The 13,435-nt window shown below is 50.8% G+C and carries 17 protein-coding genes and 1 pseudogene; 1 reads left to right on the top strand and 17 read right to left on the bottom strand.

The genetic code is table 11. From position 1 onward, the window contains the following. Positions 1-10: 10 nt before the first annotated feature. From H7A79_RS02635 to H7A79_RS02595, 9 genes are all read right to left on the bottom strand, one after another. Complete coding sequence (locus H7A79_RS02635; RefSeq protein WP_187000971.1) at positions 11-451, bottom strand: hypothetical protein; 441 nt, start codon at positions 449-451, stop codon at positions 11-13. A 19-nt stretch (positions 452-470) separates the two neighbouring features. After that, on the bottom strand, positions 471-1,430 hold the full coding sequence (locus H7A79_RS02630; RefSeq protein WP_187000970.1) for a TrbL/VirB6 family protein: 960 nt from the start codon (positions 1,428-1,430) through the stop codon (positions 471-473). Positions 1,431-1,504: 74 nt separating this feature from the next. Further along, complete coding sequence (locus tag H7A79_RS02625) at positions 1,505-2,170, bottom strand: type IV secretion system protein (RefSeq protein WP_187000969.1); 666 nt, start codon at positions 2,168-2,170, stop codon at positions 1,505-1,507. A gap of 95 nt (positions 2,171-2,265) precedes the next feature. Next, entirely contained in the window at positions 2,266-4,686 is a 2,421-nt protein-coding gene (locus H7A79_RS02620) for a VirB4 family type IV secretion/conjugal transfer ATPase (protein ID WP_187000968.1), read from the bottom strand. Beyond that, positions 4,613-5,011, bottom strand: a complete 399-nt coding sequence (locus tag H7A79_RS02615; protein ID WP_187000967.1) for a VirB3 family type IV secretion system protein — start codon at positions 5,009-5,011, stop codon at positions 4,613-4,615. The genes H7A79_RS02620 and H7A79_RS02615 overlap by 74 nt, the downstream gene beginning before the upstream one ends. Before the next feature lie 16 nt (positions 5,012-5,027). Beyond that, positions 5,028-5,360: a hypothetical protein gene (locus tag H7A79_RS02610; protein WP_187000966.1), complete on the bottom strand. Its 333-nt coding sequence runs from the start codon at positions 5,358-5,360 to the stop codon at positions 5,028-5,030. 92 nt (positions 5,361-5,452) lie between these two features. Beyond that, positions 5,453-6,076, bottom strand: coding sequence for a lytic transglycosylase domain-containing protein (locus H7A79_RS02605; protein ID WP_246408036.1), 624 nt, complete (start codon positions 6,074-6,076; stop codon positions 5,453-5,455). A gap of 241 nt (positions 6,077-6,317) precedes the next feature. After that, positions 6,318-6,647: a thioredoxin TrxA gene (trxA, locus tag H7A79_RS02600; protein ID WP_135037129.1), complete on the bottom strand. Its 330-nt coding sequence runs from the start codon at positions 6,645-6,647 to the stop codon at positions 6,318-6,320. 80 nt (positions 6,648-6,727) lie between these two features. Then, the gene (locus H7A79_RS02595; RefSeq protein WP_187000965.1) at positions 6,728-8,269 is read right to left on the bottom strand and encodes an ABC transporter ATP-binding protein; all 1,542 of its coding nucleotides are present in this window, start codon (positions 8,267-8,269) and stop codon (positions 6,728-6,730) included. Positions 8,270-8,588: 319 nt separating this feature from the next. Here H7A79_RS02595 and H7A79_RS02590 point away from each other — a divergent pair. Further along, positions 8,589-9,175, top strand: a pseudogene (locus H7A79_RS02590) (IS1595 family transposase). Positions 9,176-9,333: 158 nt separating this feature from the next. Here the strand turns inward: H7A79_RS02590 and kdsB are convergent. The 8 genes from kdsB to H7A79_RS02550 form a co-directional block, all read right to left on the bottom strand. Beyond that, positions 9,334-10,098 carry a 3-deoxy-manno-octulosonate cytidylyltransferase gene (kdsB, locus tag H7A79_RS02585; protein WP_135036673.1) on the bottom strand — a complete coding sequence of 255 codons (765 nt, stop codon included), beginning with the start codon at positions 10,096-10,098 and terminating at the stop codon, positions 9,334-9,336. Beyond that, positions 10,095-10,277: a Trm112 family protein gene (locus H7A79_RS02580; protein ID WP_187000964.1), complete on the bottom strand. Its 183-nt coding sequence runs from the start codon at positions 10,275-10,277 to the stop codon at positions 10,095-10,097. Before H7A79_RS02580 ends, kdsB begins: the two co-directional genes overlap by 4 nt. Positions 10,278-10,296: 19 nt before the next feature. Next, a complete protein-coding gene (locus H7A79_RS02575; protein ID WP_187000963.1) occupies positions 10,297-10,821 on the bottom strand; it encodes a DUF2059 domain-containing protein in 525 nt (174 codons plus the stop codon). A gap of 20 nt (positions 10,822-10,841) precedes the next feature. Beyond that, complete coding sequence (gene lpxK / locus H7A79_RS02570; RefSeq protein WP_187000962.1) at positions 10,842-11,852, bottom strand: tetraacyldisaccharide 4'-kinase; 1,011 nt, start codon at positions 11,850-11,852, stop codon at positions 10,842-10,844. A 290-nt stretch (positions 11,853-12,142) separates the two neighbouring features. Then, on the bottom strand, positions 12,143-12,481 hold the full coding sequence (locus H7A79_RS02565) for a cupin domain-containing protein (RefSeq protein WP_214646400.1): 339 nt from the start codon (positions 12,479-12,481) through the stop codon (positions 12,143-12,145). A gap of 150 nt (positions 12,482-12,631) precedes the next feature. Beyond that, positions 12,632-12,787 (bottom strand): hypothetical protein, encoded by a 156-nt coding sequence (locus tag H7A79_RS02560; RefSeq protein ID WP_187000961.1) that lies wholly within the window; start codon positions 12,785-12,787, stop codon positions 12,632-12,634. A 91-nt stretch (positions 12,788-12,878) separates the two neighbouring features. Continuing rightward, positions 12,879-13,208, bottom strand: coding sequence for a hypothetical protein (locus H7A79_RS02555; RefSeq protein WP_187000960.1), 330 nt, complete (start codon positions 13,206-13,208; stop codon positions 12,879-12,881). Positions 13,209-13,219: 11 nt separating this feature from the next. Continuing rightward, positions 13,220-13,420, bottom strand: a complete 201-nt coding sequence (locus H7A79_RS02550) for a PIN domain-containing protein (protein WP_245231738.1) — start codon at positions 13,418-13,420, stop codon at positions 13,220-13,222. Positions 13,421-13,435: the final 15 nt, after the last annotated feature.

The following is a 13,435-nucleotide window of genomic DNA, read 5'->3' as shown; positions in this document are numbered from 1 at the left end:
TTCCTTTCAGTTAGCTGGAAACATCATCCATCCATTGAAAATCGCTAAAATGGGCAATCATGGTGATAATAAAAATAATAACGGAAGGAATGGAACGAAGTCCGTAATAAACAAGAAAATGGGACAGGCTGGGGTATTCCGAAAACGGCTTATCGTCAGAAATCAGCCCGAACAGCCACCAAAAAGCATACGCCCATATGCAGCTGAAGAAAACCGCCATCCAAAAGCGGGGTCTGCTATGCCAAGAACACCACAGAAAAAATACAAACGAAAAAAAGCCAACACCTAAAAACACCAACAACCCTCCCGTAGGGTCGGGAAATATGTCAAGCCTCTCTGCAGTAACGGCCAGCAACAGCGGCGCAAACAGCATTTCAGCCCAAAGCAGGCCGCTGGTATCTTCTATCAGCTTGGCCTGTAATATACCCTTGCGGACATCGTTATGATCCATTTTCAATCCTCCGTGGATGTTAAGATTTTTTGATGTTGCCCCCGCTTCGGTGTTTGTTCCATGTATCCTTGACCTTGTCTTTGGCTTTCGTTGCCCCATACCCTGCTTTAGACAACCCCTTGCGTGCCATATTGTAAATGGTACGGACCGAACCTTGAAGCGTGGCACCACCGGTCAGTGCCGATGCCAAAGACGGTGTCTGCCAGCATAGCAGAACAAAAACAATTAATGTAAAAAATAAAATACTGCCGAATGCTATTCCGCTGCCAAGATCATTTACGCCCATGATATCGACAAACCTTCCAATAAAGGCCAACATCATTGTTCCAACCAAAGAAAGCAGCACAACATTAAATACATAATTCATACATTGGCCTATCCAGTTCATAGCATATTGGCGGGTAGCGGGAAACAAACCGAATGCAATAAACAGCGGCCCCATCATCAGTACCAATGCCAGCGATACTTTCGCTAAAATATAAAAAGCAAAAAGAACTGCCAATAATAGACCCATTGCGATTCGGATTTCCCAGATAACCACAAGATACCTCACACTCAAACCAAAATTCAGACCCGTATTACCCTGCTGAACTTCCAACCTGTCCGTTACCGTGTTTACATCATCTACAACCTTATCCAATGCGCCGCCGGAGTATTCCCCGCTGCCGAATGCTTTAGCCAGCTCATCGGGTAAGACATAAATCAGGTTGGCAAGTTCACTGTAATAAGAGGCATTGAAAGCCAAAGCCACCAAGAAACAACAAGCAACCATACGCTTGGCAAAATCAACAAACATCTCGTCAATACCGCCTCCATGCCAATATGAAAACGCGACCATCAGAAGGTAGATACCGAACATGGTTGAAAAAACCGGAGCGATATTGGAGATAAGGTTGCCGGCAGATTCAAACAGATTGGTTCCCATACTGTCTGTAACAAATTGTGTCATATCGACAAAAAACGTTGATTTCTCAGCCATAACATTTCACTTTATACGCTGAAGCCGCTGATTTGGACAGCGGCTCCTTTGGTTTGCAAATTAAAACAAGGCCGTCAAATAGAGCCGCATTCTTTACGCTCTGCCTTTGACTTTGCCTGAATCTGACAGGCAATAATATTTTGCTGTTGAACCATTTGGATTTTCTCCTGCTGCTCTGCTAGTTTCATAGCCATATCCAGCATCACTTGATTCGTTGTAATTTTAGACTGTTCGATTGAAATACGGTTCTGTAAATCGGCGGCAGCTTTGGCATCTTGTGTCAGATTGATTTGTCGGGACAACTGTTCAATCGTTTTAAACCGTTTTACTGTATCGGCGACTGTTTTAGCTGCCTGTTTATAACTTTTAACCAAAGCATCAGCCGCGTTGGTATGCTTATAGCGGTCCTTGCCTGTGATGGCTTTGGTGTCTAAATTTTTAATATCGCCATAAACTGCTTTCCACTCTTCAGGAACATGGTCAAGGGCAATATTTTTGGCCAACTCACCCAAATTACGGCTGCCCGTCAAAGCCTTGACCTGGCTTTGAAGCTCCTTGAGCTGGGCAACCTGATTCTCAATCTGCTGTTTCAAGTGGATAACCTGCTGAACGGCTTGGGCCACGCCGGCACTGTCAAATACAGGAATGCCGCCGGCAACAGCAGGGGAAAGGCCGGTTACGGACAGCCCCGCAGACAACAAAACGGCGATAGCCGTTCTTTTGGGTTTTTGTATCTTCATAAAGTCAGCTCCTTCTGTTACAAGGAAAAAAGCCGCATCATGCGGCGGATAAAAAACACAAGGCCGTCTGAAACTTCAGACGGCCTCTGCTCTGTTTATACAGCCTGCGGCTGTTTCTGCTGTTTCTCCTGTTCGGCTTTTGCCTCCTTTCTCATTTCATGAAACACCGGCAGCCATTCATCGGGATGCCCGCTGCCGCAACGCTCCATTGCTTTGTGCATGATGCGGACGTTGGCCGCATTTCCCGACAACACCGCGATCTCGTCATCCATTTTGTGGAGGTTGAGTGTGGCAATGGAACTGCCGAGATTCTGTTTCACCAAAAACTGCCGGCTTTTCTCGCCCAGACTGCGCATTTCGGCAAACTCTTTCTCCGTCAGCCCGAGCCGCCGGTAATTGCCTTCATACTCGGCAGCAGGGTTGGGCAGCAGCACTTTCGTTACCGTCTGCTCGACCACCGTGTCGAAAACCGGCGAATTAATGGCATCTTTGGGCGATTGGCTGGACAGTATCAGGAACCCGCCCAATTTACGGTCGGTTTTCAAACCGTCGATAATGAAATCCTGCGTGGTCGGGTATTTGGCCATCAGCCAAAACTCGTCCAGCACGGTTGCCAATACGCCCCGGCTTTCGGCCACCCGCTCCAGCATGATGTTTTTCATGTAGAACATACAGGCCAGTATCGGTTCGGTGGGGCGGTAACCGGCTTTCAGAATATCGGTGAGATCGAAACCTACCCGGTAAAACTCATCGGGGTTGAAACGGTTTTGGGGATTGTCCAGGCACCATGCGAAACGCCCGTTTCCGCACCACGCCTCCAGCCGGGTAAACAGGCTGTTGTCTTCGGCAGACGGGGGAACGGAATGCAGCAAAGCCCCCATACGGCGGTGTTGGAAATCCAAATTCATCACGGTATCCACGGCCATCTGAATCTGCTTTTGTTCCTCGACCGTGTTGTCTTGGTTCTGCCGGCGCACGCAGGAGCCGACCAAGTCGTAGAGGAAGTCGCGCAACTTGGGCGAATCGGGCCATTGGAACGGATTCAGGCCGCTCGGAACACCGGCATCGATGGGGAAATAGGTTCCGCCGATGGCGCGGATAAAAATTTCCAGCCCTTTATCCTTATCCATCGCGAAAATATAGGGTTTGAAGCGTTCGGCAAAAGCCAGCATGGCAGCCAGTGCGGTGGTTTTGCCCGTGCCGGTTTTGCCCATCAGCAGCGTGTGGCCGGCCGGATACTCGCCTTGGGTTACGGTTTCGTTGGGGGCGGTATAGTGGAAGTTGAAATCATAAAGCGTATTGCCCTCGGTTTTCAGCGGCATCACCGCCGATCCGTCCCCCAAAGGGTTGCCCCGGCTTTTGCCGTGCTCGTAATTGAACATCGGAAAAGAGGCGGCAATATTGGTTGTCGCCTTCGGAAACGGCCTCGGTTTGACGGTTGCGCCGGGAAACTGGCTGAAGAAGGTAAATTCGGCCGAGAGCGATGCGCGGATAAAACGGAAACCGCCCGAGCTTAAGAAGCGGGCGGCTACAGTTTGGCCGTTTGAATAGGCTTTTTTCGGCGTTTCCCCGAATACCACCAACGCACCGTGGTATTCGCCGAACATCAAATCGCCCGCCGCCAGGTGGCCTTTGGCTTCCAGCATTTCCTCATGCTGGCTTTGCGCCATATCGCCGACCGATTCCAGTTTGTTGAGCTGGTCGTCAATCTGCTTCATCATTTTGGCCGGGCGGATATAGGTAAAACTTTGGGTAAAGACAAATTCGCACGGCAGCTTCAGGGCATTGACCATAATCTTGGCCTTCGTCTGCCCGAACTCTTTCAGATCATACAAAGTGGCATAACGGGTCCGATCCGGGCAGCGCATTTCCAAAAGCTCCGCGCCAAAGTGCAGATCGGCGGTGGGAATGGTGCGGTAGGCGTTGGCCGTACCCAGCGGGATTTGTCCGTCAGTGCCGTTGGCAAGCATACCGATAAATTCGTAAAACTGAGAAAACAGCACGCCCGATTCGTTGCGGTAAACCTTTAACACATAGGGGTCGTAATCCTGAAGGTGTTCGGTCAGCTTCTCAAGTAACTCTTCCGCCTCTTCCAGCGCATCATCGATGTCCTCATATTTGAGGACACAGGTAATGTAGTAGATGTTTTCAAAATAGTCGGTGCGACGCAGTTTCTCCATATATTTGTGCGCAAAGCCGCGCGTAAAAGACGTGTGGAAACCGTATTCGCGCTCGAAATCTACTTTTTTGCGGCAATAGGTGAGCCACAAACCCAAACGGCTGCTTTTGTCTTTGCCCAGCGATGCCAGCGTTTTGTTCAGATTCAGATACCGGACCACAACGCTTGAATCATCAACCCCTTCAAAAGGCGTTCCCTCGAGGCGGACGGCAAAAGCCACACGGTTGTTTTCCAGCAAAACGACTTTGTCGCCGACATGCTGCTTATAACGGGGCAGACTGTCTTCCTGCCCCCGCTGTTTTTTCAGTATTCTGTTCAAAAAATCGTTGGTAATCATCGTTGCGTCTTCCGTATTTGCTGCCCAAAACCGTATTGGTTTTGCCGAACAGCCGGTAATTGCGGCGGCGCAGCACCCCCAATACCGACAGGCCTATGATGCGCAGTGCCTGATCGTCCTGCTGCGTCTGCGTGTAAATAAAAGCCAAACAGGGCAAAGAAAAAAGCAGAACCAAAAATGCTTTCACTTTTATAAAAGGCAGCAGAATCATCGCCACCAAGAGTGGAACGGCAGTTACCGTTACCACCGGAACCATCGGCATACCGGCCACCGTTGCCGAACGCTCAAGGCCCCGGTATGCCGGCAATTCATCATCTATGTGCATACCCGTATCCTCTTTTTTACGAGCCGTATAAAGACCATAAATACGCAGCCAAAGTCGGAATGGCCGCGACCACCACCACCTTCAAACAGGCTTCGCCGAAGTCGCCCCAGCTGCCTTTGTTCACCCAAATCTGAACGCCTTTGAAAAGCAGGAAAATGGTGGCGCAGACACCGATAAAGGCATAAATTGCCTTGTCCCACTCCTTCCCTTCGGCAGTCAGTTTACTCAAACCGCCCGCAGCAGCTTGGGCATCGGCCGCAAACAGCAGGCCGAGCATTAAAACCGGCAGCAGATAGGGGATTCTATGGCTGCACTTTGCCGAAACGGATATTTGGTTGGACTGGATCATTGGATTTCCTTTAAACATAAAAAAAAGCCGCACAACGGCGGCAGATACAAAAAAACCGGCCTAAGCCGGAACACAGTTACCCGAGGGTAAAATTAAAACTCTTGAAACACGTCCCACGCCGCATATTGTTTCGGCGGCGGCGAACCGGCTGCCGCCCGAACAAAAGCCGCACGAGCGGCCTTAGCAGCGGTTTTATGCGGCCGGTAAGCCGCTTCAACCAACGCCCCACGGCTTCCCGCCGCATGAGCAGGGTTGCCGCTCAACTGCGCGTAACGGTTACGCACCAGGCGCACATAATTGCGGGTTTCCCGGTAGGGCGGAATCCCGCCGTATTTGTCCACCGCCCCTTCGCCCGCGTTATAGCCGGCCAAAATCAAATCAAGATTGCCGTTAAAATACTTGGTCAGATAGCGCAGATAGCGTGTGCCGGCAATAATATTCTGCTCAGGCTCATATAAGTATTTAGGATTTACCCCCATCCGCGCGGCAGTCGGAGGGATAACCTGCATCAGCCCGCGCGCGTCTTTGTGCGAAACGGCATACCGTCTGCCGCCGCTCTCCCGTGCCATCACCGCCCACACAAGGTTTGCATCCAAACCCTGCGCCGCCGCGTGTTTTTCTACCAAATGCCGGTATTGAGGATAAGGCGCGGCAAAACAGACGGCAGATACCGATGCCGCCATCACCGCCAAAACACTAAAAACGGATTGCTTCAAATCAACCTCCTGGTCTTAAAAAGAAAAAACGAAAAATTAAACATGCCTAATAGGAAAAGGCAGGCTTAAGTTTTCGTTTTTGAGTGTGTCTAATTTGTGCCTGAAGGTGGCGGAATCAGTCTGTATGTGGCTGTATGTGCAGACACCACATTTATTAAAAATCAAATAGTTAGTAAAAGGCCGTCTGAAATATTTTCAGACGGCCTAATGCAGTCCAACGGGTGACAACGTTGAAACTGTGTTAAATCGAAGCGTTCACAAATGCAACCAGTTGGCCTTTGGCCAGTGCACCTACTTTGGTGGCAATGTTTTGGCCGTTTTTAAACACCATCAGCGTGGGAATGCCGCGTACGCCGAATTGTGACGGGGTCTGTTCGTTTTCATCAATATTGATTTTCACCACTTTCAAGCGGCCTTCGAATTCGGCGGCCACTTCATCGAGAATCGGTGCAATCATTTTGCAGGGGCCGCACCACGGTGCCCAAAAGTCCAGCAATACGGGCACTTCGGATTTTAATACTTCTTGATCGAAGCTCGCATCGGTAGCGTGTACGATTAAGTTGCTGCTCATAAGTGTATTCCTTTTGACGTGGAATGAGGATTCATTCGGTTAATTAACGTGGTGTAGCATAGGGTCTGTGCGGCAAAATTTCAAGAGTCGGCGTGTGCCAATAGCTTTTGTGTATAGTCGGAATCGGGTTTGGCAAACACTTTTTCCAACACGCCCTGCTCCACTACCTGTCCGTCTTTGAGCACCATCACGCGGTGCGAAAGGGCGCGGATAACCGCTAAATCATGGCTGATAATTATCAGGCTCAGCCCGTGCTGCCGCTGTAAATTGCCAAGCAATTCAATAATCTGCTGCTGCCACTGCACATCCAGCGCGCTGGTCGGTTCATCCAGCACCAACACCTGAGGGCGCATGATGATGGCACGGGCAATCGCCAGCCGTTGCCGTTGGCCGCCTGAAAAGGCGTGCGGATAGCGTTCGAGAATATCTTCGGGCAGCCCCACCTGATGCAATACTTCTTCGACACGGCGGCGTTTTTCGGCTGTTTTCATGCCGGGGAAATGTACGCCCAAGGCTTCTGAAACGATTTCCAATACGTTCATGCGCGGGTTGAACGCGCCAAACGGGTCTTGAAACACCATCTGCACGGCTTTTCGCGATTGTTGGTTCCACACTTCTCCGTTGATTTTCAGACGGCCGGAACACTCCATCAGGCGCATTACGGCTTTGGCCAGCGTGGTTTTACCGCTGCCACTCTCGCCGATAACGCCCAGTGTTTCGCCTGCCTTCAAGTCAAACAATACGGGTGCCAGCAGGGTTTTACTGCGCTTTTTAAACCAGCCCGCCCGCTCCTGAACGGCCACGCTGATGCTTTCGGCTTCTAACACCGTAGGGGCATCTGCCGCCACGGCTGCAGGCTGCCTCACCGTGCCGGCGTTGAGCAGCATTTGGGTGTATTCGTGTTGCGGGTCGGCAAACACTTCTGCCGCCACTCCCTGCTCGACAATCCGCCCTTGGCGCATCACCGCCACATCATCGGCGAAGCGGCGCACCAGGTTCAAATCGTGGCTGATATAGATCAAAGTCATGTTGTGTGCAGCCTGCAGGCGCGAGAGCAAATCGAGAATCTGCGCCTGCACCGCGACATCGAGCGCAGTGGTCGGCTCATCGGCAATCAAGAGTTCCGGCTCTGCCGCCACCGCCATGGCAATCATCGCCCGCTGCCGCTGCCCGCCCGAAAGCTGAAACGGGTAGGCAGAGGCTTTTTCTTCGGGGCTGTGTATGCCCGTTTCGGCCAGCAGCTCTACCGCCCGTGCCCATGACTGTTTGGTGTCCAGCCCCAAATGTAGCGACAACACTTCGGCAATCTGTTTTCCCACGCGCATCACCGGGTTGAGCGCCGTCATAGGCTCTTGAAATACCATGCCGATTTCTTTGCCGCGCAACTTCTGCAATTGGCACGGCGTTTTTTCAAGCAGGTTTTCGCCGTTGAATTTCAGACGGCCTGCAAACGACACAGCAGGATTCAACCTCATGATGCCCTGCGCCAACACGGTTTTGCCGCTGCCGCTTTCCCCCACGACTGCCAGCTTTCTGCCGCGCATCACGCTGAGGTTGATGTTGTGCAGCACTTGGTGGCCGGGGAAACAAGCATTGAGATTTTCGATTTCGAGAATATTCATATGATTGGCGGTTCAGACGGCCTCGACCGGTTGTGTTGATATGGTAAGCTCACTTTCATTGCCGTTAGGACATTGCCTGCGCTTGAGCTCAAAGAGAGCAATTTTGAAAAGAACAATTTTGCAAGCAAAGCATAGCAACAAAATCAGCTCCGTGCGGTCTGATGCACAGCCCGAAATATTTTCATAATTTAATAAAATATTAAAATAAATTTATGTACTGCCATTCCTGCACCTGGGAGAATTCAAACGTTCGGCATTATTCAGTATTTATTTAGGGCTTAGAAAGAAAAATCAGCAAAAATGATGTTAAGCTTCTGATATACCTATTAAAAACAAATACCAAAAGTTCAGTAAAATTACCGAATCAAAATTCCGTCAAATCCTGCGCCTTTTCACACTTGATTTGACCGCTTCCGATACCGCCAGACTCACCGGCATCAGTACCCAAAGTGCCAATATCTGTTTCTCAAACTGCGTTGCCGTATGGCTGCTGAATGTGAACGGCAAACTCCCTCTGCCGGTGTGGTCGAACTGGACGAATCCTACTTCGGCTCCAAACGCATCCGAGGGCGGGCGGGGGAGAGGGAGGCAAAACCATTGTTTTCGGCATCTTAAAACGGGACGACAAAGTCTATACCGAAGCGGCTATCACGGCTTGGTTGATATGGGCTGTGAAAAGCACTTCAGGGTACATCATGGTGTAGACGAGTTCGCCCGGGGTGCGCAACACATTAACGGCATCGAATTGTTTTGGGGTTATGCCAAAAACCGCTTGGTTAAATTTAACGGTGTACCGAAACAGACTTTTTATTTACATTTAAAGGAAACCTAATTTCGCTTCAATCACAGGCATGATGATCTGTATTAGTCTTGCTTAAAATACTGAGAAATCGACCCTTGGGCTAATTTTGCTTCCTAAGCCCCCTTTATTTAATCAATACTTCAATATTTTTATCTGAATTTCCATCTCGTGAATAAAAAGACCTAAGCATTTCATACCGCTTGAAAGTGGTTTTACAAAGACTCAAACCGTCTGAAAACCGCCCGCAACGCAGACGCGGGTATTATACGGCTTGCAGAAACTCGGTCCGCACGCGCGACAAGTCTTCTGCGGTGTCCACCCCTGCGGCAGGCGCGGTTTCGGTGATTTCCACTGCAATCGGATAGCCGTGCCACAACACGCGCAATTGCTCCAGCGATTCATCGGTTTCGTGCGGAGATACAGCCAAGCCGGCGTATTGCTGTAAAAAGCCGGCGCGGTAGGCATAAATGCCGATATGGCGCAAAGATGCAAACTCTTCAGGCAGGACTTGGGGGAAGGACCCCATCGCATCGCGCGGATAGGGAATCGGTGCACGGCTGAAATATAAGGCGTTGCCCGCCGCGTTCAACACTACTTTCACGCAGTTGGGGTTGAGAAATTCGGCCAAATCGCGAATGGGATGTGCGGCGGTGGCCATCGGCACTTGGTTTTCCAGCAACAGTGCAGCGGTGCGGTCGATTAATCTCGGGTTAATCAACGGCTCATCGCCCTGCACGTTTACCACTAGGCTATCCGACGGCAGGCCGAGCTTGGCGGCGGCTTCGGCCAGACGGGTGGTACCGCTTTGGTGGGCGGCGGCGGTCATTACGCAGGCAATGCCGTGCGCACAGCAAGCGGCTTCGATGTCGGTATGGTCGGTAGCTACAATCACGCGCTCTGCCGCGCTTTTGGCGGCCTGCTCTGCCACACGCACCACCATCGGTTTGCCGTGAATATCGGCCAATGCTTTTCTAGGCAGGCGCGATGAGGACAGCCTGGCGGGAATCAACACGGTAAATGCGCTCATGCGTGCAGCTCTTCTTCGGTCAGCTCACGGGCTTCGTTTTCGAGCATAAAGGGAATGCCGTCTTTAATCGGATAGGCAAGTTTGCTGCGGCGGCACCATAATTCCTGCCGGTCTTGTTTGTATTCCAAGCTGCCTTTGCATACGGGGCATACGAGAATATCTAGAAATTTCTTTTCCATATCGGGGTTGGCTTTGCTGTTAGTTGCAGATGTTTTTGCCGCAGACGGCCTGATTGATTTCGCGCTGTATTTTCCCGCCGTTTTTTTGCTGGAACGCCTGTATCTTCGACTGCATCACACTTATCATCGGGCTCATCGTGGCTTCCATATATTGCGGCATTTTGGCCATAATCGAGCGGCCTGTAGGGGAGCCGTAAAACGCAATCATCGCATCCACTTCTTCCTGTGTGTAAACTTTCTGCACGCCCTCCACGGCCACGCGGCGGATTTCGGCACGGGTGCTTGGGTCGTTTACTTCGCGCATATAGTCGCCCATATAGCGGTTGATAATGTTTTGCACTTTTTGGCGTTTGCCGGCAGGCACGCCGGGCATAGACTGCTGTGCCGATACTGCTGTTGCGGCGGCCTTGGCGGCATCGCCCATCATTTTGTCGAAATTCTGCACCTCAAACAGTTTTTCCACCGAAGCCTTGCCGGCGGGCGCGGCTTGAGCCAAACTTGCAGCCGCGCACAATACTGCCGCACATATCCATCGGATTTTCATATTCATCATCCTTTTCCGGTTTAAATCTTCAGACGGCCTGCAACAAAAGCCGCCAAATCGGGATCGATTATCGCACAAACAGGCAGCACCCACACGTTTTGCCATCGGCCGTCTGAAAGTTTGACCGCATCTTTTTCGGTAATCAGCACCACATCGGCCTGCGGCAGATCGGCGGCAGACAAAACAGCGTGGTCGGGCAGTGCGCGCGTTTCGGCCAATGCGATGCCCGAGCCGCGCAAAGTATTAAAAAAGCGCTCGGGCTTGGCAATTCCTGCCACCGCCGCCACGCGCAGGTATTTCAGACGGCTTGTGTCCAGATATTCGCCCTGGCAGTTTAGGCGGTGGATTCTGCCCGTCTGCAAACGGCTGTGAAAGATGTTTTCATGCAGGTGTGCCGCATTTTCCGCACCGGTGCTGCCGCCCAACACCACCGCATCTGCCGTTTTCAGACGGCTCAAAGGTTCGCGCAGGCCGCCGTTGGGCAATAAATCCAAATTATTCCTGCCTGCATCGGCAGCGGGAAACACCACAATTTCCAAATCGCGCTGCAAGGCATAATGTTGCAGGCCGTCATCGGTGATAATCAGTTTGATATCGGGGTGTGCCGCCAGCAGCGCTCTGCCCGCTTCGGCGCGGCAGCTGCCTACTGCAACGGGCACACCGGTTTGGCGGTGGAGCAGCAAAGGTTCATCGCCCGCTTCTGCTGCCGTGCTGTCGGGCTGCAACACATAAATGCCGCTGCCCGCCCGCCCGTAGCCCCGGCTGACAATGCCCGCCTTGATACCGCGCGCCTGCAAACCTTTTACCAACGCCGACACCACCGGCGTTTTACCCGCTCCGCCGGCATGGATATTGCCCACCACCACCACCGGCACGGGCAGTTTTTCGCTTTTCAGACGGCCTGCCCGATAGAGATCTCTGCGTATGGCCGAGGCCGTCTGAAACAGGCGCGACAAAGGCCGCAGCAACACGCTCAAAACCGGATTGGGGTGTTGCCAATGTTGTTCGATGATTTGGTGCAGTTTGCGCATTCAGACGGCCTTGTCGGGTAATTATTGCCGGATATTTTATGAATAAATGGTTTTTTCCAGTATCGCCGATGGTTAATTTTTTCTGTGCCGCCAACGCCTGAACCAGCGTTTCAATTTGCTGCTCTTACAGTTTTAACACGGGCTTAAAAAAATTAGCCAACCCCTTTAAGTGATAAGTTGGAAATAAAACGCGCTGGCGGATTATTTCCCGGCTTTTTCAATCAGCTTGCGGTATGCCTCATCGGATAAATGTTCTTTCCAATTGACGTTTTTACCGTTTTTAGTACCGGTTATGGCAATGTGTTCGCCGTGTTGGTGAAAGCCCGCGCCGTGCCGGTGTAAATCGTGCCGCCGGTAACAATCAGGTTTTGCCCTGCGGGGTGATTGTGCCACGCAATGCGCGCGCCTTTTTCAAAGCGCACCAATGCCGCGCCGGTGATGTATTCGTTACCGTCAAACAATAAACGCGGTGTTACTTTGCCGCGGAAAAATTCGGGTTTGGCGGGATAAAGGGTTTGATCGGCTTGTTTGTTGATGGTGTGTCTGTTGATGGCATCCTCCTTATCGGCAGCATAAATGTTGGATAGTGCGATACTGCTGCTTAACAGTACAAATAATGTTCTCTTCATCAAAATTCCTTTGGGGTTTGAAACTTTGTGTGTTGAAACACAATCTTTTCCTTATCATTTGCCGGCGGGTTTGTTTTTGGCACATTTGGCCAAAAACTGATTGGCCGTCTGTATGAACTCCGCTTTTTCCGGATTATTGGCGATAATGGGCTATTCGGACTTTCCAACCGGCATGGCAAACGGTGCATATTCGATTTTACCGCCCATCTGCTTCAATATCTGCTTTTTCTGCAAATAAACAATCAAGGTGTCGATGTCGTTATCTGCCAAATCATAGTAACAGCCCGCAGCTTTTGTTCTGATCACATTTCTCAGGGCGTTGCGGTTTTTGCTTTAGACGCTTTAACCTGCCAGGTTAACATTTCCAATAATGCCTTATGATTGGCAAAATGATGGCTTAACAGGCCGTTGTTTTCAGGTTTAATGAATCCTTCTGCCTATAATTTAGCCACAACCTGGCTATTTTATGCTTTTCTGCCCAATCCGAACTTTTGGGTTTTTCACATAAAATAAATTTATGGATTGCCGAAATCAGATTATCTCGACCGCGGGGACGAAAAATCTCTGTTTTTATCAATGCCTGCGCAACTTTCTTTTGGCACGCACCGACAAACCGAATGTCTTGATGCAGCAGGGTTTCCACCTCAACGGCAGAGCCGGTTACCGCATTGTTTGGTGAAGAAGGCGGGAAGAACAATATTTCTTCCGGTTTGGCCGCTTCTGCCAAACTGCCCAGTCTCACAAACCCCGACAGAAATTTCCGGCTCTTAAATGCTCGACCAACACATCAAACCCACCGTCCCGCAATAAAATACCTATCAGCGCATCTTTGTCTTGCCCGGTGATTTTGCCCAAATAATAAGCAAGATAAAGGTCTAAGGCGTTTTTACCCGTTTTCGCCACCCGTATGAAGTGAACGTTTTTACCGAAACAGCACAAGACTTCGCACAACTC

The sequence above is a fragment of the Neisseria musculi genome, assembly GCF_014297595.2.
GTDB classification, from domain to species: Bacteria; Pseudomonadota; Gammaproteobacteria; order Burkholderiales; family Neisseriaceae; genus Neisseria; species Neisseria musculi.
This window is presented reverse-complemented; position numbering and strand designations above follow the sequence as displayed.

Coding starts and splice junctions, on each gene's coding strand:
- H7A79_RS02615 (WP_187000967.1), bottom strand. CDS start 5,011: ATGCACATAGATGATGAATTGCCGGCATACCGGGGCCTTGAGCGTTCG.
- H7A79_RS02610 (WP_187000966.1), bottom strand. CDS start 5,360: ATGATCCAGTCCAACCAAATATCCGTTTCGGCAAAGTGCAGCCATAGA.
- H7A79_RS02595 (WP_187000965.1), bottom strand. CDS start 8,269: ATGAATATTCTCGAAATCGAAAATCTCAATGCTTGTTTCCCCGGCCAC.
- H7A79_RS02630 (WP_187000970.1), bottom strand. CDS start 1,430: ATGGCTGAGAAATCAACGTTTTTTGTCGATATGACACAATTTGTTACA.
- H7A79_RS02620 (WP_187000968.1), bottom strand. CDS start 4,686: ATGATTACCAACGATTTTTTGAACAGAATACTGAAAAAACAGCGGGGG.
- trxA (WP_135037129.1), bottom strand. CDS start 6,647: ATGAGCAGCAACTTAATCGTACACGCTACCGATGCGAGCTTCGATCAA.
- H7A79_RS02565 (WP_214646400.1), bottom strand. CDS start 12,481: ATGAAGAGAACATTATTTGTACTGTTAAGCAGCAGTATCGCACTATCC.
- H7A79_RS02635 (WP_187000971.1), bottom strand. CDS start 451: ATGGATCATAACGATGTCCGCAAGGGTATATTACAGGCCAAGCTGATA.
- lpxK (WP_187000962.1), bottom strand. CDS start 11,852: ATGCGCAAACTGCACCAAATCATCGAACAACATTGGCAACACCCCAAT.
- H7A79_RS02580 (WP_187000964.1), bottom strand. CDS start 10,277: ATGGAAAAGAAATTTCTAGATATTCTCGTATGCCCCGTATGCAAAGGC.
- H7A79_RS02625 (WP_187000969.1), bottom strand. CDS start 2,170: ATGAAGATACAAAAACCCAAAAGAACGGCTATCGCCGTTTTGTTGTCT.
- kdsB (WP_135036673.1), bottom strand. CDS start 10,098: ATGAGCGCATTTACCGTGTTGATTCCCGCCAGGCTGTCCTCATCGCGC.
- H7A79_RS02575 (WP_187000963.1), bottom strand. CDS start 10,821: ATGAAAATCCGATGGATATGTGCGGCAGTATTGTGCGCGGCTGCAAGT.